Here is a 20805-nt window from a genome sequence, read left to right as displayed (position 1 = left end):
AATTAATATTATTTACTTCCATTGTCTTCTTTGTCAACAACAGGAGCTTTATCTCTATTCGCTAATTCCCATGCTGTGGCAAAAATCAATTGAGCTCTATTTTGCATTGGCCCAAAAGCGATTTTATCTACTGTATCTGTCGGTTGATGATAATCTTCATGAGTACCATTAAAATAGAAGATTACAGGAACACCATGCTTAGCAAAGTTATAATGATCAGATCTATAGTAATATCTATTTGGATCGTTCTTCTCATTATAAGTATAATCTAAAGCTAAATCCGATTTATAAGTTTGAGATACTTGTGTATGAATGCTATGTAAATCTGAGGACAACATATCAGAACCAATCACATAAACGAAGTTAGGCTGATCTTTATGAGCATCATCTCCTCTACCAATCATATCTACGTTTAAATCTGCAATTGTTTTTTCCATTGGGAAAATTGGGTGCTCCGAATAGTATTCTGATCCTAACAAACCTTTCTCTTCACCTGTTACAGTCATAAATAGAATAGATCTACGAGGACCTTTACCATCTTTCTTGGCTTGAGCAAAAGCATCTACAATTTCTAATACACCAGTTGTACCAGAACCATCATCATCGGCACCATTATGAATTTTTCCATCAATAATACCTACATGATCATAGTGTGAAGTAACAACTAATACCTCATCCTTTAGATCAGTACCTTCCATAAAACCTAAAACATTTTCAGTTGGAACCCTCATTGTAGAAAATTCCGCATCGATAGATACTTTAAATGTAGTATGCTTAGGAGACTCCTGCTTCTTAAGAGATTTTGCAATAGCTTTATTAAATTTAGACTCATCAAGTCCTAACACTTCCATAAATGTAGAAGGCTTACCTAATACTAAACCAAAGCTATTTTGCTCATTAGATTTTTGAGGTTTATTAAACGTTAATCTACCTTTCTTTAAGTAACTAGCATAACGACTAGTTTGTGTATTAAATTTCTCATCCGATTCAGGAAGAATAATTGCAAAGGCTGCACCTTTCTCAGCTGCATATTTTGCTTTTCTTCTTAATCCGTTCACTTTTGCTTCTGGACCATATTCATCTGGTGAATCTTGGAAGAAGATTACCCCCTTTCCTTTTACATCTACTCCTGCATAATCATCAAATGTTTTTGTTGAATCTCCAAATCCAACAAAAATTAATTCAACGTCCTCTTTAAATGTAAAATTACCATATGGGAAGATATCATCGAATAATTTTGCTGATTTACCATTTGCTGAAATGGTAAAGTTGGTATACTTCTGATTATATAAATCAAACTGCTGAAAATAAGGATTTGGATTGTCTTTTACAGGACCAACCAATCCTTTATTCATAAAATGTTTTGCAATGTAATCTGCAGCCATTTTCTGACCTCGCTCACCCGTTTCTCTACCTTCGTACTCGTCTGAAGCAAGAATTGATAAATGTCCTTTCAATTCTTCTTGGGTAATGGTGTTCATGTACTTCTGTACATCCTCTGCATTTGATTCAAGCTTAATATCCTGTGCATTCATAGAAGTAAACGCAAAGGTTAAAGCTGCTAATAGATTTGTTTTTTTCATTAAATAATATCGATGAAATGAACTTAGTTTGAATGTAAGTATTGAATTGGGAAAATAATACAGTGCTATTATTTATTCTTAGATAGCACTGTATTATTAATTGTTGTTCTCTAAGGAACTGGAATAGTATGAGCATCTTTTGGAGACGATAAAACAATCATTGATTGTAAATCATCAACTTCTTTGATCTCACTTAACTTATTCAACAGTACTCTTTGATATTCTTCAATATCAGTTGTAATCACTTTTAAAAGATAGTGACTATTCCCTGTTACGTGATGGCATTCAATCACTTCTGGAATTTGATCCACTTGTCTTAAAAACGATGTATGATTTTCTTGATTATGTTTTTCAATTTTCACATTTACAAACGTCGTTACTCCCAAGCCTAAAGCCTTAGTATTCAATTTAGCATGATAGCTTTCAATGATACCGGAATTCTCGAGTTTCTTTACTCTTTCTAATGTTGGAGCAGGTGAAAGGTCGATTTCTTTAGACAATTGAGCGTTAGTGATTTTTGCTTGTTTCTGAAGAATATCCAGTATTCTTCTATCGGTATGGTCCAACCTTAATGCAGCCTTTTTCATTTTATGCTATAATGTGGTGTTTTAAAAAAATATGGAATTGGTATTTATGTATGCTGGTCGATTATTTAGCATAGACAGCATCCACTATTTAATTTGTGGGCAATTTATAATAATATTTTGTGATATACCAATACTACCAACTAAAATTCTGCTACGTGTAATATAGTTTAACTTCTTTGGAATTTTATAGCTTAAAATAGCTTCTATTGGTACATTTAAGGGGTATGCTGGCTTTTTATATAATTGACATAATTCAAGATTCCATAAAAATAACTATTAGCTACTTCTATTACTCTTGGTGAAATGTTTCCATTTTTTCTATCATTATCATTTAATGCTCTTAGCTCCTTTTCGTTGTCTTGTAATAACGGTTCACCATAACACATTGGTGAATTTAAAAGTCTACACAATCTTAAATTTCTTGCATAGATTCCATTTCCTAATGGTAATGCTACATTTTTAAGGTATCTAGGTTCAGTAGTAGGATCTACAGCAGGAACATCTAGGTAATCTTCAAACTGTTCCATAACAAACTTACTTAGGTAATAAGAGTTTTTAGTATAGTCGCTTATCAAGATACGTAGGAAATCATATCGGTCTCTTTTTGTTGCCAACTCTTTAGAAAGAAAGGAACCCGGAATAAAGCTCATACTAAAGTTCCTTTTTGATGGTTTATTCCAACCGACATTTAATTCATCAGCATTGTAATGTAATACTACTGTTACATCAGGTTTGAAGTAATTTATTTTTTGTGCTCTTACTTCTAAATCATCTTGCAAGTAATACTGTCTATAAATTCTAGATTCTGGAGTATGATACAAGATGTGCATCATCTCTTTTTTAGTAAGCTTATGTTGGTGTAGCTTCCCTTGCAGGTGTCTCTTTTTCCATAAATTATATGATTCTTTTGAGGCTCCTGAATTTCCAGCTGTTTCTCTAGTTAAAAAGACTTTTGCCCCATACTTTTCAAGACTATCTTTTAGGATATAGGCTGTGGTTAATGTTAAGTCTCCTTCTTTTAATTGAATATGAGTACCATCTTTCAATTTCATATCGACAAACCTCCCCTCTACTTTAGCCATTTTCATGTCCTCCGCAATATGTCCAGGGTCAATGGCAACACGAATTCCTGATAAGGGTTTCATGATAGACGAAGGAGTAAAAGTCGTCATGCTTTTCAATATTTGAACGGATTGAATCACATCTGGAGTAAAGGGCTTCACTCCTTTATTACAATACACTTGATATTGGTAACTTCTATCGGAATATTCAAAAACATCTTTTAATGTGGATAATTCATCCCATCGGACATAGAACTCCGCTCTATTTTGTTTTCTATGAGCAGGTGAAGCATAAACTATAATTCCCCTTTGATCAATAGAGAAATATTCATAAAGTTTAGGGCTCTTGACCAAATATTTCTTCGCTCTCCTTTTATAGTAATGGGCTAATTGCTGATTTATTTGAGCATATATGTCCCCACTACTACATAAAGTACATAGTATTATGGCTACACATTTATATATGCTGCTAATCTTCATTTAGGAATACACTACAGTTATTTATTTACGACTTTAAAGGAAATGAAAGATTTTATATTACGAGTAACAATGAATCATCACATCATAGGATGAACAAAGTTGAGAATATCTGATGTAATTACATAAAAATTAGCAAAAAAAATGCTCTAACCGCAATAGTTAGAGCACTTTAAATTGAAATATAAATAATCCTTCTAGTTATTCTTAAACCAAAGAAGTAGTATATAATTCTGAATGAAGTAGGTTTAATGCCTCATTTTTATTTTCCGAAGGAATTAAAATAGAGATATTATTTGCACTACCGCCGTATGAAATCATACGAACTTTTAATGAATTTAATGCTGTTGTCACTCTAGAAACAATTGTTGAATCTTCAATTAATCCTTGACCAACAACACAAACGATTGACTGATCTTCGTCTACCTCAACTTGACCCAATTCTCTTAAGTCAGCTAAGATTGATTGAAGATTGTCTGTTTTATCAATAGTTAATGATACGGCAACCTCTGAAGTAGTAATCATATCAATTGGTGTTTGATAATCTTCAAAGATTTGGAATACATTTTTCAAGAAACCATAGGCCATTAACATTCTAGAAGATCTAATCTTAATAGCAACAATACCATTCTTAGCTGCAATAGATTTTACAGGTAAGCTTGTATCGCAATTTGGTCCAATTACAGTACCTAATGCTTCAGGTTGCATTGTATTTTTTAAACGAACAGGAATATTTTTCTTCTTCGCTGGTAATACTGTAAGTGGGTGTAGAATTTTTGCACCAAAGTAAGCTAACTCGGCTGCCTCATCGTATGTTAAACACTCAACAGCTTTGGTTCCTTCAACAAAACGAGGGTCGTTGTTGTGCATACCATCGATATCCGTCCAGATTTGAACCTCTTTAGCATTAGCACAAGCTCCAATAATTGATGCTGTGTAATCACTACCTCCTCTCTTAAGGTTATCTACTTGCTCAAATTCGTTTGTACAGATATATCCTTGTGTGATAAATAAATCTACACCTTTATGTTGAGCTAAAACTTCTGCTAATCTTTTCTCGATCTCATCGTACAATGGCTCTCCATTTTCTGTACGCATAAAGTCTAATGCTGGGATTAAAGCAGAATTTACTCCTTGCTCTTCTAAATACAACTGCATTAACTTTGTTGAGATCAACTCTCCCTGTGCATGAATTTGTCTTTCTTCTATTTCTGAGAATCCTTCAACGCTAAATGACTTTAGTAAAGCATATTTTTCTTCCATTAAATCATTTGCTTGATCTCTTGAAGATTGTTCTTGAAGTAGTTCAAAAATATGTTTATCGTATTTCGGACGGAAATCTTCAACTAATTTTTCAGCTAATTGCTTATCACCTGCAAAATATGCATCACAAATACCTACTAAAGAGTTTGTTGTACCTGAAACTGCTGATAAAACAACGATTTTAGACTCGCCACCTACGATTAGGTTGCTTACCTGTATCATATTTTCTGCTGAACCAACTGAAGTACCACCGAACTTATAAACTAACATCGCACTAGAAATTTTTTGTGTTTAATTTTTGATAGTACAAATATGATTGTCTCAAGATCGATCAAGAAAAAAAAAGACAATAAATACCCAAATAACACATGATGTTATAAATAAAACAACGCTAGTTATGAGAAATAACAAAGTCTATGTTTTTTTAATAAAATATCTTAATTTTGGAAGGTGACAATAATTACTTATTCTATCTATTCTTCATCATCTATAACAACTAATTATTTTTTGACCTTGCGTTCTCATTATTTCATTTCAAAGCAAGTCAATATTATTCTCTCATAGTTATGAAACAAATTTTACTACAACTAAGTATTTTCTGTGCATTACTTATATCTTGTGAAAATACAAAACAGTCCGTAAAAGAACATGATGACCATGTGGCTATATCAGAAACTCCTTATGCAGTACCTAATGGAGAATTTGGTGACATTCAATCTCCAATTAATATTTTAACAGGGAAAGTTGACGATGTGATCCATTCAAAATTAAATATTGAAGCACATTGTAATGCCGTTGAAAATAAAGGACATACTGTACAATTAGATTTTGATAGTACATCTCAATTATATTTTGATGATGTAAAATACAATTTCAAACAATTACACTTCCACACTCCCTCAGAACATCAAATTGATGGTATCACTTATCCAATGGAATTACATATGGTAAATGTGTTGGATCATGATCAATCAGAAAAGCCTCATTATTTAGTAATTGGTGTACTATTCAAAATGGGTAAAGAAAATCCATTTATCAATGAGTTCATCAACAAGATTCCTAAAGATGAGAATGGTATTGCCAATGTTACTGATCAGGAAGTGAGATTGGAAGACTTATTTGGTAAATATGGATGTGAGGAAATGAAGCATTATTATCATTACAATGGTTCGTTAACAACTCCTCCATATACAGAGACCGTTTCTTGGCATATTAACCAAGTTATTTTTGAAGCTAGTGCTGATCAAATTCAGTTCTTAAATAAATTGGAAGGCAATAATGCCAGACATATCCAAGATCTAAAAGGTAGACATGTTGAAAAAGAAGACCTTTTAGTGACGGCGAAACATATTTAATCACAACATTATATTGTCATTAAGAAAAGCTACCTATTATATAAGGTGGCTTTTTTTATTAGCTACTTTTTTCAAGAAGTTATTATTTTTGTTCTTTGTATTACTATACTCCAACCCTAATTCAAAGATTGAATGAATATCTGTATCATAACAAAAAACGATAATATTTTACTTCCTTTTTATGAGCCTGAAATTTTACAGAACCATACAATCATTCATTTAAATCAAGAAGACAGAATTCATACTATTGAAAAAAATATTGATCTGTTATTCTGGGATGAAAACATTAGTGATAGTAGTATCAAACAAATAGGCAAATTTCTTAAAGCATTTCATCAGATACATCAGTTTATACTTATCTCTACCTCTAACAACATCTATAATTATAAACTAGCTATAGAAAACAAGTTTCAAGATTTTCTCCTTTTCGATGAAAATTTCGAGAAAAGTGTAACCTCAACTTTACAAAATGCACAAGTAGAAAACTTTGACAATTTAGAAGATCCAGATTACTCTTATTTAATTAAAGGTGAATCGAAAGCCATAGAAAAGGTTTTTGAAGTGATGAAAAAAGCCTCAGGTACCAATATCAATGTCAATATCACTGGAGAAACGGGAACCGGTAAAGAATTAATTGCACAAGGCATCCATGATCAGTCTTTAAGAAAACAATTTCCATTTGTTGCAGTAAATGTTGGTGCTATTCCAAAAGACCTTATTGAGAGTGAACTTTTCGGACATGAAGTGGGAGCATTTACCGGAGCGACAAAAAAGAGAATAGGAAAGTTTGAAGAAGCCGAAAAAGGTACATTGTTTCTCGATGAGATAGGAGAATTACCCTTAGAGCTACAAACGAAACTATTAAGAGTATTACAAGAAAGAGAAATAACAAGAATTGGTGGGAATGATGTAATACCTGTTGATGTACGGTTAATTACTGCCACACATAGAAACCTTCGAAATGAAGTGGCTGAAAATAAATTTAGAGAGGATTTATACTACAGGTTATTGGGTTTACCCCTACAACTACCACCATTAAGGGAAAGAATGGAAGATATTCATGTACTCTCGTCTCACTTTTTACAAGAAGCATCTCTTGAATTTGGGCAAACTCAAGCAAAATATTTATCCAAAGGTGCTTTCAATAAAATCAATGCATATAGCTTCCCAGGAAATGTCCGACAATTAAAAGCGATTATTGACTTAGCAGTAGTTTTATCCGATGATAATGAGATAAAATCGAAAGATATTCACTTAGAAAAAGAGGAAATTTCTACAGATTTACTCAAAAAAGAACGAACAATAGAAGAATATAACATCGAAATTATCGAGTTCTTTTTGAAAAAATACAAAGGAAAGGTAAATTATGTAGCTGATAAACTTGATATCAGTAAATCTAAAATCTACCAATTGATTAAAGATGGTAAGATAACCAAGTAATAACACCAAATTATTAACCACATGAGTACAACCCAAAACATGAGAATGTTCGATACTACCCAGCTAGAAGCATTATCAAGAGGTGATAATTCTTTTGTTATTAAAATGATAGAATCCTTTAAAACCAACCTTGTAGAGGGTATTGATGAAATAAATGATGCTAAAAGCTATAACGACTGGCTAACTATAGGTAAAGTTGCCCACCGTTTAAAACCTTCGTTTCAAATACTAAATGTTACTTCAATGGCTGACATTGTATTGAGTTTAGAGAAGGATTTCAAAAAAACTGATTTCAGTGAAGAGGAACATGAACAACTTATTGCTAAGTTTTTAGCCGATAGCAAAATATTATTGGGTCAAATTCAAACTTTTTTGCATAATTAATGTAAAAACTGACATGTGTCACTATGAGCGCAATTCTATCTGTCTATTTTTGTGAATTATTATGAAAATTATCACACTCTCATGAAAACAATAATTTACAGCGAATTAGCTCCTAGTCCTCTAGGCCCTTACTCTCAAGCAGTTTTATCCAACGACACTTTGTATGTATCTGGACAAATTGCTATCGACCAATCTACAGGAAATTTCGTTTCTGACGGAATTGAAAATGAGACTCATCAAGTAATGAAAAACATCGGTTATGTTCTGGAAGCAGCAGGCATGACGTACGAGAACGTAGTAAAATGTAGCATCTTTGTGAGAGACATGAATGATTTTGCTAATATTAATGGAGTATATGCTACTTACTTCAATGAAGAAACAGCACCTGCAAGAGAAACTGTACAGGTAGCTCGCCTTCCAAAAGACGTAGGAATAGAAATTTCGTGTGTTGCAGTAAAATAAATTATTTGCAGTAACCCATAGATCAAAATACAGACAACAATCACTTATTAAATTAAATGACTAATTCGATTTACATCAGCACAGCTGAACCGAATAGCGGAAAAGCCTTAGTTGCTTTAGGGATCCTTGAAAGTTCTTTACGTAAAAGTTCTAAGGTTGGATTCTTTAAACCAGTTATTGGCGATTTCCAATCTGCCAAAGACGATGAGCATATTTCTTTAGTTATCGACCATTTTAATCTTGATCTTAACTATGAAGAGGCTTATGGTTTAACATTAAAAAGAGCTAACGAATTAATTTCTCAGGGCAAAAAAGATGAAATGTTAGAAATCGTGATCAGCAAGTACAAGAGACTTGAAGACCGTTTCGATTTTATCTTAATTGAAAGTAGTGATTACAAAAATAGTATCACTCTTGAGCATAGCTTAAATATTGAATTTGCTAAAAACTTAGCTGCTCCGGTATTAGTACTTACTAATGCAAACAACAAGTCTACAGATGACTGTGTAGATGCATTAAGAGTAGCTATCGATGATTTCGAATCAAGTGATTGTGAGGTAATTGGTGCTATTGTAAACCGAACTAACAGTGATATCATTAACGACTTAAACGTTAAACTTGCTGATCAGTTTAAGAATAAAAAAATGCTTTTATCGACAATTCCTGCCGATGAAAGAATTTCTTCTCCAACTGTAAGAGATATCGCAGAGCACTTGGATGCAAAAGTATTATATGGTGTTAGAAACATGGATGTATTAGTGGATAACATCACTATTGCAGCCATGCAAATGCAAAACTTCTTACCAAAAATTAAAGAAAACTCTTTAGTTATTACTCCTGGTGATAGAGGCGATATCGTGTTAGGTACTTTATCTGCACATAGAGCACAATCTTATCCAAACATCTCTGGTATGTTATTAACAACTGGTTTGGAGCCTGATGAGTCTATTAAGAAGGTAATTGAAGGTATGAAGGACATGTTCCCTATTCTTTCTGTTCCTGCAAACACATATCTTACAGCCAACTTCGCTAATGAAGTTTCTGCATCGATGCGTCCGAATGATTTATCTAGAATTGCTTACGCAAAAGAATTATTCGACAAGCATGTAGATTCTAAAATGTTGTCTGAATTGCTTGCCACTGTTAAGGTGAAAGGTATGACACCTAAGATGTTCCAATACCAATTAACTGAAAGAGCAAGACAGAAGAAAGCTAGAATCGTTCTTCCAGAAGGTAACGATCCTCGTATTTTGGAAGCATCTGCAATTCTTTCTTCACAAGATATTGTAGATATTATCTTATTGGGTAATAAAGAAGAAATCGTAGATGTTGCTCGTAAGAACGCTATCAATATCGATTTTGATCTATTAGAAATTATCAACCCAGTAGAGTACCATAAATTCAGTGAATATGTAAATACTTTATATGAATTAAGAAAACATAAAGGTATGAACTTGGATATGGCTACCGATGCAATGTCTGATGTTTCTTACTTTGGTACAATGATGGTACAAATGGGTGATGCTAACGGTATGGTATCTGGTGCAGTTCATACTACAGCAGCAACAATTCGTCCAGCATTACAGGTCATTAAAACGAAGCCAGGTACTTCTGTAGTTTCTTCTGTATTCTTTATGAGTTTACCAGATAGAGTTTTAGTTTATGGTGACTGTGCTGTAAACCCTAACCCTAATTCTGAGCAGTTAGCAGAAATTGCATTATCGTCTGCAGAAACAGCTATTGCTTTTGGTATCGAGCCTAAAATTGCAATGCTATCTTACTCTTCTGGTTCATCAGGATCTGGTGAGCAAGTTGAAAAAGTACGTAAAGCAACAGAAATTGCTCAAGAAAAGCGTCCTGACTTAAAAATCGAAGGTCCTATCCAATACGATGCGGCCGTAGATCCTAAAGTTGGTGCTCAAAAAATGCCAGGTTCAGAAGTTGCAGGTCAAGCTAATGTATTGATTTTCCCTGACTTGAATACAGGTAACAATACTTATAAGGCAGTACAAAGAGAAACAGGTGCTATCGCTATTGGTCCTGTTCTTCAAGGTTTAAATAAACCAGTGAATGACCTTTCTAGAGGTTGTTTAGTAGAAGACATCTTGAACACAGTGATTATCACTGCTATCCAAGGTAACCAAGCATAATTTGATCTATAATACTTATCATTAAATAAGTATCACTTAAAATATATTAAGATTACCCCTTACATTGTATGGGGTAATCTTTCTAGTTTTGCATTTCGAAAAAATTTATATCAACTCAACTCCATAATTATCAAAAATGAAAATTCTTGTAATTAACGCAGGTAGTTCATCATTGAAGTATCAACTATTTGAGATGGACGGTACTCAAGTGTTATGTTCAGGTATCGTTGAACGTATCGGATTAGAATCGGGTATCATCACTCATAAAACATTTGATGCTGAAGGCAACGAAACTAAAACCAAGAAGGAATTACCGATTCCAAATCACAATGTTGGTTTAACAGAAGTAGTAGCTTTATTGACTGATGCTGAAAATGGAGTAATCCAAAATACAGATGACATCCAAGCTGTAGGCCACAGAGTTGTACATGGTGGTGAATTCTTTAATGAGACTACTGTTATCACTGCAGAAGTTGAAGAAAAAATTAGAGAGTGTTTCCAATTGGCTCCACTTCACAATCCAGCAAACCTTCAAGGTATCCTAGATTGTACTAAGATATTCCAAAAAGCTACTCAAGTAGCTGTATTCGATACTGCTTTCCACCAAACAATGCCTGGTAAAGCTTATCGTTATGCGATTCCTACAGAATTGTACAAAGAACATGGTGTTCGTGTATATGGTATGCATGGTACATCACACAAATATGTATCTAAAGCTGCTATCGATCACTTAGGTTTAGAAGGTAAAGATTCTAAAATCATTACTGTCCACTTAGGTAATGGTTGTTCAATGGCTGCTGTTAGAAACGGTCAGTGTATTGATACATCAATGGGCTTCTCTCCTCTTGACGGTTTAATGATGGGTACAAGATCTGGTGACATTGATCCAGCTGTTGTATTCTTCCTAATGGATAAATTAAACATGAAATCTGAGGAAGTTTATGACTTATTGAACAAAAAATCAGGTATGTTAGGTGTAACTGGTGATTCAGATATGCGTGACATTGAAGCTCGTTACAATGAAGGTGATGAAGTAGCGATCCTTGCCACTCATATGTATACTTACCGTATTAAGAAATATATCGGAGCATATATGGCTGCAATGAACGGAGCTGATGCTATTGTATTTACTGCAGGTGTTGGTGAAAACGATCACGGTATCCGTAAATATGCTGCTAATGAATTAGAAGGATTAGGAGTTTATCTTGATGAAGCGAAAAACAACAAGTTAAGAGCTTCTGATATTGAAACAATTTCTACTTCTGATTCTAATGTAAAAGTACTTATTGTACCTACAAATGAAGAATTAGAAATCGCTCAACAAACTTTAGCTGTTTTAGGATAGTTATTGTTAGAGATAAATACAAAAGGCAGATCAGTTAATGATCTGCCTTTTTTTTAGATTAAAATCTTTCTTCCCCAATAGAGTTGATCTTATGGGAATAAGCAAATGTTCTTAGTTCTGAAAATTCTTCTGAGATTGAGTTTTCAATCATGTTTGTTTCATTTAGCTTTTCAAACCCAATCACTTCTGCTTGCTTAATAAAGCTTGAGTAGAAATCATTCAACTTCTTATAGTTGTTCTCAATACTGTCTAGTACAGGAATCTGCTTTTCAATTGTTTTTTCTTCTTTTTCATTAAAGATCTTTTCATGAAACTTTACTTTAGCATAGTATCCCTGTACTGTGCTTAAATAGTTCATTAGTTCGATAAAAGAAGGATCAGAAGTATCCGTTTTCAGGGTAGAAATAATCAAATTTGATACTTCTTGTAGCTCATTTAGTATGCTTATTTCAGCATCTTGTTTAAATACTCTCATAGTTATAAGTCTGCTTTATATGATTGATGTGGATAATTACTTGTCACAAGTATATGATTTTTTTTTTGGAAAGCATATATACATGTGCGTTATGTTATGAGATTAAAAGAATGCATCTTCTCCTTTTACATTTTTTAGGATCAATCACAATATCATTTAGTTAAATAAATTCAGAAGCACTTCTAAACAAAATTCTATGAATGATGTTTTCCATATATGTATAATCAACTGAGTGATGAAGAATTGGACAGAGTGATTGAGATGGCTTGGGAAGATAGAACACCATTCGCGGCAATTGAAGTTCAATTTGGATTGAATGAAAGCAATGTAATCAAAATAATGAGATTACATCTTAAAGAAAGTAGCTTCAAAAGGTGGAGAAAAAGAGTCCATTCTGGAGCAAGTAGTAAACATCTTAAGAAAAGATCAGATGCTATCACAAGATTCAAATGTAACCGTCAAAGGTTGATTACTGGAAATAAAATTAGTAAGAAGATGTACTAACATGTCTACTCAAGAAATAAATATTGTTTGGCTTAAAAGGGATTTAAGGACACAGGATCATTTACCACTTTTCCATGCGAATAAGAGTAACCTACCCTACCTTATCATTTACATTTTTGAACCAAGGATGATCTCATATGATGATACATCACAAAGGCATTTACAATTTATTTATCATTCAATCTTACAAATGAACCAACAGTTAAAAAGTTCACATCATAGGGTTGAATTATTTTACGGGGAATCTTTCAATGTCTTTCAATATTTATCTCAGTTATTTACGATAAGAAATGTATTTAGCTATCAAGAATCTGGAATACAAATCACTTACGAAAGAGATATTGAAGTTCATCAATTACTAAAAAAAAATAATTCGAAATGGTCAGAATATCAGAGAGACGGTATTATTAGAGGGATTAAAAATCGGAATGGTTGGGACAAGGCTTGGAAACAGGAGATGACCATGCCTACAATTCAAAATAATTATACGAATTGTCAATCTGTTGAAGTGAAGCATTCTTTTTCCCTTCCTACTTCATTAATAAAAGTACTAAAAGATTACAATACTTTATATCAACCTGCAGGAGAACTTTATGCATGGAAGTACCTATCTTCTTTCACCGAGGAAAGAGGAAAAAGCTACCATAGATACATATCCAAGCCTTTAGAAAGTAGAAAGAGTTGTGGAAGAATATCACCTTATCTTGCTTGGGGTAATTTATCAATACGACAAGCTTATCAACATATCTTACACCACCCAAGTTTCGATAAAAATAAAAGAGCTTTCAACGGAATTATTACCAGATTAAAATGGCATTGTCATTTTATACAAAAGTTTGAAGCTGAATGTACTTATGAGACCAATTGTGTCAACCCTGCATTTGAAAACCTTACACATAAAAATAATCGCATACTCCTATCAGCTTGGAAGGTGGGTAAGACAGGCTACCCAATGATTGATGCCTGTATGCGTTGTCTAAAAGCTACAGGTTGGATTAATTTTAGAATGAGAGCCATGCTGGTTAGTTTTTTATGCCATCACTTGGATCAGGATTGGAGAAACGGAGTTTACCACCTTGCACAATTATTTTTAGACTACGAACCTGGCATTCATTATACTCAATTTCAAATGCAAGCAGGAACGACAGGAATCAATACAATACGTATTTACAATCCAGTTAAACAATCTGAAGATCATGATCCTGAAGGTAAATTTATAAAACAATGGGTTCCCGAATTAAAAGATGTCCCCATTCGATATATTCATGAACCATGGACCATGACAAGGTTAGATTTGGCATTTAATGGTCTTAGTGATTACGAATACCCCGATCCCATTGTTGATTTAAAAGCTAGTGCTAAAAAAGCTAGAGATAAAATCTATTCTTTCAAAAAATCGGACATTGTAAAACGGGAAGTCGAACGCATTTTAGTTTTACATACCCGAAATCAACCCTCAAAAGCTATATAAATGATTGCAATAGTCTTTCCTCACCAATTATTTGAAAAATCACCTTTATTTGAAACACACTGTGAAACCTACCTCTTAATAGAAGAATATTTATTTTTCCACCAATATAAATTTCATAAACAAAAGATTTTATTCCATAAGTTAACTATGGAATATTATGCTGAATATCTTAAGAATAAAGGTTATAAAGTGATTCATTGGAAAGGAAAATCTAAAGAGGAATCAGATATACGACATGTGATAGAAACCTATATTTCTATAGATCACAAAGAAATTTTCATGATCGACCCAACGGACAATTGGCTCGAACAAAGGGTAAAATCAAGTGCCAAGAAAAATAAATTAATTCTACATCAGTTAAAATCTCCTCTTTTTTTAAACTCAAAAGAAGATAATCTCATTTTTTTCAAGAAGGACAAAAAGAAGTTTTTTCATGCTACATTTTATAAGCAGCAAAGACTTAAATATCAGATTCTCATTAACGAGAAAAATGAGCCTGTCGGCGATAAATGGTCTTTTGATGATGCAAACAGAAAGAAATATCCGAAAGGAAAAACACCTCCTGTTACAGGTTTCCATACAATAAATAGTGATCATCAAACGGTAATAGAAGTAGAAAATCAATTCACTGATCATTACGGAGTTATTGACCCTACTTCGGTTTATCCAACGACCTTTCATGAAGCAAAAACGTGGTTGGATTGTTTTTTAAAAGAACGTTTTAAAGATTTTGGAGAATTTGAGGATGCCATCGTTCAAACTGAATTGGTACTAAACCATAGTTTACTTTCTCCATTGTTAAACATTGGATTACTTACCCCCGACTATGTGATTTCACAAATCTTATCGTTCTCAAATCAGAATCAATCAATTCCTATTAATTCTACTGAGGGACTGATCCGGCAGATAATAGGTTGGAGAGAATTTATTAGAGGTATTTATGAGGTAAAAGGAAGTGAAGAACGTACAAAAAACTTCTTTGGGTTTCATAAAAAAATACCACCTTCATTTTATGATGGAACAACGGGTATTCCACCAGTAGATAGTACCATTAAGAAAATATTAAAAACTGGCTACTGTCATCATATTGAACGGCTAATGGTAATGGGTAACTTTATGCTTTTATGTGAATTTAATCCTGATGAAGTCTATAAGTGGTTTATGGAATTATTTATAGATGCTTATGATTGGGTGATGGTTACCAATGTATATGGTATGAGTCAGTTTGCGGATGGTGGGCTTATGGCAACAAAACCTTATATAAGTAGTAGTAACTATATCATTAAAATGAGTAATTACAAAAGAGGTGATTGGCAAAAAACATGGGATGGTTTATTTTGGAGATTCATGGATAAACATAGAAATATCATCAATAAAAATCCAAGGCTCAGAATGCTCATTAGTAGTTTTGATAAAATGTCAGAAGATAAAAAAAATGATCATTTAGCTTATGCAGAACATTTTTGTATCCATTTTCAACTCCCCACTAGACAAGAAAATTTGTTTTAATAGAACTACTAAATCATTAAAGAAAAGCCTATGAACATCAACTTCATAAGCTTTTCTTTTATAGAACTATATATGTTTTGTTGTTAGAACCAAGATGAAATACTAACAGAGAAGTTCCTCCCTGGCTCTGCCAAGTTCAGTATTCTGTAACGAGATAAATGACGCATATATTCATTGTTGGTCAGGTTATCTACTCTAAAAATTAAGTTGCCATAAAACTTATTTAGGCTAAAACCTGTACCTAATTTTAATCCCATCACATAATAACCATCTGTTGGTAACTCGTTAATATCAACTCTATTTTGAGCTTGTACTAATTCCACATTAGCACTTATAAATGGTTTTGTAAAGAATTTACTAATTACTGTATGGGTATATGTTAATTCATTATGTGTAGCTAATGGAGGAATAAAAGAAAAAGATCTTCCTCTTTCAGTATTTTCAGAATATACATATTCAATAGAGTTATTAAACTTTAACCCTCTTGTGATATTCCAATTGAAAGAAAACTCATATCCCCAGAAAAAGCCTTCTGCCTCTATGTATTTATAAATCTGCCCTGCATCTGGCAAAGGCGATGGTTGTCCACTGGCAGTAAGATAGATATAGTTAGTATAATAGTTAAAGTAGGGATTTAGACTAACTGATACCTTTTTGGAACCATATCCCAGATTGACATCCCATTGGTACCCTTGTTCTGGAGATAAATCTGGGTTACCTTCTTCATGTCTAAATGTACCATGATGTACTCCATTTGAAGCCAATTCGTTGGCCTTTGGTGCTCTGAATGTCTTTGCTATGTTAGTATTAGCATCGATGACTTTAAACATCTTCCACTGATAACCTAATGACGCTGAAAAAGCACCATAGTCATTATTAATATCATCTACTCTTTGCCATGGATTTCCAGAATTTGGTGGATCTTGGAAGAATGGGTCTGTATAAGCTTCAGATGTAAAGAAGATATGATCATATCGAACACCTCCTATAATACTTGATTTTTCAGATAAAGGAATACCAAACATACCGTACGCACCTATACTGTTTTGCTGATAATTTGGAATCAAGAAATCAAAGCCACTTCTTTCGTTCTTTTGGAATTCATACGAAATACCAGTTTCCCAATTTATCCAGTCACTCTCTTTATCAAAATGTATATTAGAAGTAATCGTATTTAATACTAGGCCATTCGCAACAAATCCATCTTCGCCAAATGGTCGACCATGTCGAACGGGATCTGACAATTCTTTTCTATTGTTATTTTGATATCCGATATCAAACCAAATATTTCCGCCCCAGATATCCACATGAGAATTATACGTCAGCATTTGATGTAGAATATCTTGCTTTGGCACTTCTGGTCTTCGTTTATCATTAAAAGAATCTAACCATCCACTTGTAGGAATACCTGTTGCTCCAGGAAAAAGACCTACTACCTCATCAAACATACTGTAAGAAATACTGTGCACCCAGCGAGTTCCTTCCCAACCAAAGGCTGTTTTAAAAGAACCAATTGTTCCTCCTGTATTGACTAAAATTCCATCGTTAAGAGGAAAGACATATCCTAAATAAGCAAAATTATCTGAAGGGACTCTATAGTTACCAAAATCTTCATATCCTCCAGAAAATTGAAAGAAGAAGTTATCTTTTTGACCATTTACCTTAAAATCTCCACTGATATATTGATTGTTGTTTTTATAGTTTACGCCAACTTTACCTTCGACCCCATCTACACCAAGAGGTTCTGGTGATTTCATTTTTATCACCCCTCCTAAACCATCTGAACCATATTTAAGAGTGGCTGCACCTTTGGCTATTTCTACTTCATCAACATTAGACTGTCCTACTGATAATCCATGGTCCATGCCCCATTGTTGGTCTTCCAGTTTTATACCATCTACACTTACAATAACTCTCGACCCTGCCATACCTCTCACTGTAGGTTTAGAAATACCCACACCAGTTGATATATATGACACTCCAGGAGTTTTAGCTAAGGTTTCTGCTATTGTTGTCCCTTTTTCAGCTTCTAATGTATATGCATTTATAGATGAAATATTAAGCCCTGATAGGGAGAGTTCATCATGACCATGTTCGTGAATTTCTACCTCATCTAACTCTTCCCAAATTTCTGTGAGAAATACTTTTTTATTTCTTCCTTCTTTTAAATTGATAACAAGATCTTGAAATCCTAAGAAGTGTACATGTATAGAGACCACTTCTTCATTATATGTAAAAGAAAACCTACCAGATTTATCTGTAAGTACTACTTTTTCCTTGACTTGAATTTGTACGCCTTCTAAAGGTTGTTCTGATGATTCATCAAGTACTACACCTCTAAAATTATAATCTTGGGCGTAAAGTGTATTGAGAGATAAAATAAAAAATACACTAATAAAAAAAGACTTCTGCAACATACTTGCAAAATAAAGAATTATGCAGGATGTTTTCTATTTATTGATCAATAAATTAGTTCCTTTGAGTCAATTTCTGAAGTATTATTTCACAAACATCTGATGAGTAATACTAAAAAAAAGGGCTAAACTCTATTTCAAGTTTAACCCTCCTTATGTTCATTCTATAATAAGAATAAATTACTTTTTTTTCTTTCTTCCTGAGCCCATATAAGCAGAAATTTTACCACTTGCTCTTTGCTTCTCCATCGATGACTTATTCTTCAAACGACGGTTTTTATCTACTTTATCCTTGTTTTTCTTTTTCTCATGGAAAGCCCCTTGATAGTTAGGATCTTCAATCTTCTTCTGGCGGTCGATTTCTCTGGCCATATCTTGATGTTCGTCCTTTGGAGTTTCCTCAAATTCAAGATCTAAAGGATGGTCTAATACAGGAATATCCTTATTGATCAATTTTTCAATTTTTCTCAAATGATATTTCTCAGCATCGTTACAGAAAGTATATGCCGTACCAGTATTATTTGCTCTACCTGTTCTACCTACTCTGTGTACGTAGTCTTCATACATCACAGGAACATCAAAGTTGATCACATGTGAAACCATACTTACATCCAATCCTCTAGCAGCAACATCAGTAGCTACTAAAACACGAATATTTCCTTCTTTAAAAGCTTGAATACTATTAATCCTAGCATTTTGCCCTTTGTTAGCATGGATTACCTTAACATCACCTTCAATTTTTCTTTCCAGGTAGCGGAAAATGCCATTAGCATGATCTTTCTTTTTACAAAAAACAATAATTCTTGTTAGTTCACTATCCTCTTCATTGAGCATGTATTCTAACATTTTGAGTTTTGTCATAAAGTTAGGTAGATAATATACATATTGATCTACCATCTCCGCGGTGGTTGATTGAGGAGTAATTTCAACACGCTGAGGGAATTCCAGAAACTCTTCACTTAATCTTACAACAATATCAGGCATTGTTGCTGAGAAAAGTAAATTTTGACGTTTTCTTGGAATGATCTCCAACATTTGTCTGATCTGAGGCATGAATCCCATATCCATAATTCTATCGGCCTCATCCAATACCATGTATTTGATAGATTTCATCTTTAGTTTACCTCTTGAGTAAATATCCATTACTCTACCAGGTGTTCCTACTAAGATATCAATCCCTTTTTCTATTTCTTCAATTTGTGTTTTAGGGCCAATTCCACCATAAACTACTGCATGTCTTAACCCTGTATACTTGGCTAATTTTTCAATTTCTTTACCTACCTGTATTGACAATTCCCTTGTTGGCACTAAAATTAATACTCTAGGATCATTACCTTGAGCATATTTCGCTTTAAATAGCAACGGTAGTAAATATGCAGCTGTTTTTCCTGTTCCTGTTTGGGCAATACCGAATAGATCATGTCCTGCCAAAACAAGTGGAATAGCTTTTTCCTGGATGGGTGTTGGCTCAGAATAGCCCATCTCATCACAAACAGTATATAATTGCTTGTTTAATTTAAATCTTCTGAAACCCTCTTCTTCATTTTCATTTAGGGATGGAGATTCAGGAACCTCCACACCAGGCTTAGTTGGCAAAAATGTAAGTGCAGGATCATCACCTAAGTGATCGATATTATTAAATTCAATTAGTTTAAATTCACCAGTAAATTCATTGTATTCGATAGTTGTAACACCTGTATTCTTAGGAGCGAAGTTTTTCATTTCATCGAAGTCCATGTCCAAAAGCAAGCAAAGAAAGACGCGGATCGAGCGAGAGTGCATACAAATCATTACATTTCTCTCCTCTTCATTCTTCATGATTTTTTCTAAGCCTTCTGCCTCTCTCTGAAGAACTTCAATTAATTGTTCTCCCCCTTTTGGAAAAACCTCAAAGTTACCTTTCTCCCATTCATCAGAAATGTCTTGAACAGTTTTTCCATCAATCACACAATCATCGATAGAGTTACCTTCATAATCTCCGTAATTCATTTCATCAAACTCAGGCATAATTTCATAGGATAACCCATTATCAATAAAGCCCTTTGCTGTTTGATGTGTTCTCTTTAATGAAGTAACATATAACTTATCTAAAGAAAAGTTTTTGTAAGCATCATATAGTAACTCTGCTTGCTTCTGACCATTTTCGTTAAGATCAGCATCAATCTTTCTTCCTTGTACTATCCTTTTTGTGTTATATGCCGTTTGTCCGTGACGAACAATATAAAGTCTTTTCGAATTACTCATAAATGAATTTAATGTTTGCTGCAAAGTTAAGGGCTTCTCTTAGATTTTAAATCAGATTTGAAGATTAAATGAAAATGTTAA

General features: G+C 33.4%; 16 protein-coding genes. 9 read left to right on the top strand and 7 right to left on the bottom strand.

Annotation, left to right across the window (positions count from 1 at the left end; genetic code table 11):
- Positions 1–8 precede the first annotated feature (8 nt).
- The 4 genes from HGP29_RS13980 to HGP29_RS13965 form a co-directional block, all read right to left on the bottom strand.
- Entirely contained in the window at positions 9–1583 is a 1575-nt protein-coding gene (locus tag HGP29_RS13980; protein ID WP_168883040.1) for a M28 family peptidase, read from the bottom strand.
- A 110-nt stretch (positions 1584–1693) separates the two neighbouring features.
- The gene (locus HGP29_RS13975) at positions 1694–2170 is read right to left on the bottom strand and encodes an Lrp/AsnC family transcriptional regulator (RefSeq protein ID WP_168883039.1); all 477 of its coding nucleotides are present in this window, start codon (positions 2168–2170) and stop codon (positions 1694–1696) included.
- A 215-nt stretch (positions 2171–2385) separates the two neighbouring features.
- Positions 2386–3711, bottom strand: a complete 1326-nt coding sequence (locus tag HGP29_RS13970; RefSeq protein WP_168883038.1) for an N-acetylmuramoyl-L-alanine amidase — start codon at positions 3709–3711, stop codon at positions 2386–2388.
- A gap of 204 nt (positions 3712–3915) precedes the next feature.
- Positions 3916–5241 (bottom strand): aspartate kinase, encoded by a 1326-nt coding sequence (locus tag HGP29_RS13965; protein ID WP_168883037.1) that lies wholly within the window; start codon positions 5239–5241, stop codon positions 3916–3918.
- 296 nt (positions 5242–5537) lie between these two features.
- On the opposite strand from HGP29_RS13965, the gene HGP29_RS13960 reads away from it, so the two are divergent.
- The 6 genes from HGP29_RS13960 to HGP29_RS13935 all read left to right on the top strand — a co-directional run bounded on the left by HGP29_RS13960 (position 5538) and on the right by HGP29_RS13935 (position 12107).
- The gene (locus tag HGP29_RS13960; protein ID WP_168883036.1) at positions 5538–6326 is read left to right on the top strand and encodes a carbonic anhydrase family protein; all 789 of its coding nucleotides are present in this window, start codon (positions 5538–5540) and stop codon (positions 6324–6326) included.
- Between the two features lie 132 nt (positions 6327–6458).
- Positions 6459–7766, top strand: coding sequence for a sigma 54-interacting transcriptional regulator (locus HGP29_RS13955; protein WP_168883035.1), 1308 nt, complete (start codon positions 6459–6461; stop codon positions 7764–7766).
- Positions 7767–7787: 21 nt separating this feature from the next.
- A complete protein-coding gene (locus tag HGP29_RS13950) occupies positions 7788–8150 on the top strand; it encodes a hypothetical protein (RefSeq protein ID WP_168883034.1) in 363 nt (120 codons plus the stop codon).
- An 81-nt stretch (positions 8151–8231) separates the two neighbouring features.
- Positions 8232–8612: a RidA family protein gene (locus HGP29_RS13945; RefSeq protein ID WP_168883033.1), complete on the top strand. Its 381-nt coding sequence runs from the start codon at positions 8232–8234 to the stop codon at positions 8610–8612.
- Between the two features lie 56 nt (positions 8613–8668).
- Positions 8669–10762, top strand: a complete 2094-nt coding sequence (gene pta / locus HGP29_RS13940; RefSeq protein WP_168883032.1) for a phosphate acetyltransferase — start codon at positions 8669–8671, stop codon at positions 10760–10762.
- A 136-nt stretch (positions 10763–10898) separates the two neighbouring features.
- Positions 10899–12107, top strand: coding sequence for an acetate/propionate family kinase (locus tag HGP29_RS13935; protein WP_168883031.1), 1209 nt, complete (start codon positions 10899–10901; stop codon positions 12105–12107).
- Positions 12108–12165: 58 nt separating this feature from the next.
- Here the strand turns inward: HGP29_RS13935 and HGP29_RS13930 are convergent, their stop codons facing one another.
- Positions 12166–12582, bottom strand: a complete 417-nt coding sequence (locus HGP29_RS13930; RefSeq protein ID WP_168883030.1) for a hypothetical protein — start codon at positions 12580–12582, stop codon at positions 12166–12168.
- 216 nt (positions 12583–12798) lie between these two features.
- On the opposite strand from HGP29_RS13930, the gene HGP29_RS13925 reads away from it, so the two are divergent.
- Genes HGP29_RS13925 through HGP29_RS28730 form a run of 3 tightly spaced genes read left to right on the top strand, consistent with a single transcriptional unit; the run spans position 12799 to position 16066 of the window.
- The gene (locus HGP29_RS13925; protein ID WP_168883029.1) at positions 12799–13086 is read left to right on the top strand and encodes a TIGR03643 family protein; all 288 of its coding nucleotides are present in this window, start codon (positions 12799–12801) and stop codon (positions 13084–13086) included.
- Between the two features lies 1 nt (position 13087).
- Positions 13088–14557 (top strand): cryptochrome/deoxyribodipyrimidine photo-lyase family protein, encoded by a 1470-nt coding sequence (locus tag HGP29_RS28735; protein WP_211093295.1) that lies wholly within the window; start codon positions 13088–13090, stop codon positions 14555–14557.
- Complete coding sequence (locus tag HGP29_RS28730) at positions 14558–16066, top strand: cryptochrome/photolyase family protein (RefSeq protein ID WP_211093294.1); 1509 nt, start codon at positions 14558–14560, stop codon at positions 16064–16066.
- Between the two features lie 83 nt (positions 16067–16149).
- Here the strand turns inward: HGP29_RS28730 and HGP29_RS13915 are convergent, their stop codons facing one another.
- Positions 16150–18483, bottom strand: a complete 2334-nt coding sequence (locus tag HGP29_RS13915) for a TonB-dependent receptor (RefSeq protein ID WP_168883028.1) — start codon at positions 18481–18483, stop codon at positions 16150–16152.
- 177 nt (positions 18484–18660) lie between these two features.
- Positions 18661–20724 carry a DEAD/DEAH box helicase gene (locus tag HGP29_RS13910; protein WP_317169945.1) on the bottom strand — a complete coding sequence of 688 codons (2064 nt, stop codon included), beginning with the start codon at positions 20722–20724 and terminating at the stop codon, positions 18661–18663.
- Positions 20725–20805: the final 81 nt, after the last annotated feature.

The organism is Flammeovirga agarivorans, from assembly GCF_012641475.1.
Taxonomy (GTDB): domain Bacteria; phylum Bacteroidota; class Bacteroidia; order Cytophagales; family Flammeovirgaceae; genus Flammeovirga; species Flammeovirga agarivorans.
The sequence above is the reverse complement of the archived record's forward strand: the minus strand, read 5'-3'. Positions and strand labels throughout refer to the sequence as shown.

What these genes read in the sequence shown, in the direction of transcription:
- pta (WP_168883032.1), top strand. Translation starts at nt 8,669, where the DNA reads ATGACTAATTCGATTTACATCAGCACAGCTGAACCGAATAGCGGAAAA.
- HGP29_RS13975 (WP_168883039.1), bottom strand. Translation starts at nt 2,170, where the DNA reads ATGAAAAAGGCTGCATTAAGGTTGGACCATACCGATAGAAGAATACTG.
- HGP29_RS13930 (WP_168883030.1), bottom strand. Translation starts at nt 12,582, where the DNA reads ATGAGAGTATTTAAACAAGATGCTGAAATAAGCATACTAAATGAGCTA.
- HGP29_RS13910 (WP_317169945.1), bottom strand. Translation starts at nt 20,724, where the DNA reads ATGAGTAATTCGAAAAGACTTTATATTGTTCGTCACGGACAAACGGCA.
- HGP29_RS28730 (WP_211093294.1), top strand. Translation starts at nt 14,558, where the DNA reads ATGATTGCAATAGTCTTTCCTCACCAATTATTTGAAAAATCACCTTTA.
- HGP29_RS13915 (WP_168883028.1), bottom strand. Translation starts at nt 18,483, where the DNA reads ATGTTGCAGAAGTCTTTTTTTATTAGTGTATTTTTTATTTTATCTCTC.
- HGP29_RS13955 (WP_168883035.1), top strand. Translation starts at nt 6,459, where the DNA reads ATGAATATCTGTATCATAACAAAAAACGATAATATTTTACTTCCTTTT.
- HGP29_RS13965 (WP_168883037.1), bottom strand. Translation starts at nt 5,241, where the DNA reads ATGTTAGTTTATAAGTTCGGTGGTACTTCAGTTGGTTCAGCAGAAAAT.
- HGP29_RS13970 (WP_168883038.1), bottom strand. Translation starts at nt 3,711, where the DNA reads ATGAAGATTAGCAGCATATATAAATGTGTAGCCATAATACTATGTACT.
- HGP29_RS13945 (WP_168883033.1), top strand. Translation starts at nt 8,232, where the DNA reads ATGAAAACAATAATTTACAGCGAATTAGCTCCTAGTCCTCTAGGCCCT.
- HGP29_RS13925 (WP_168883029.1), top strand. Translation starts at nt 12,799, where the DNA reads ATGTATAATCAACTGAGTGATGAAGAATTGGACAGAGTGATTGAGATG.
- HGP29_RS28735 (WP_211093295.1), top strand. Translation starts at nt 13,088, where the DNA reads ATGTCTACTCAAGAAATAAATATTGTTTGGCTTAAAAGGGATTTAAGG.
- HGP29_RS13950 (WP_168883034.1), top strand. Translation starts at nt 7,788, where the DNA reads ATGAGTACAACCCAAAACATGAGAATGTTCGATACTACCCAGCTAGAA.
- HGP29_RS13960 (WP_168883036.1), top strand. Translation starts at nt 5,538, where the DNA reads ATGAAACAAATTTTACTACAACTAAGTATTTTCTGTGCATTACTTATA.
- HGP29_RS13980 (WP_168883040.1), bottom strand. Translation starts at nt 1,583, where the DNA reads ATGAAAAAAACAAATCTATTAGCAGCTTTAACCTTTGCGTTTACTTCT.
- HGP29_RS13935 (WP_168883031.1), top strand. Translation starts at nt 10,899, where the DNA reads ATGAAAATTCTTGTAATTAACGCAGGTAGTTCATCATTGAAGTATCAA.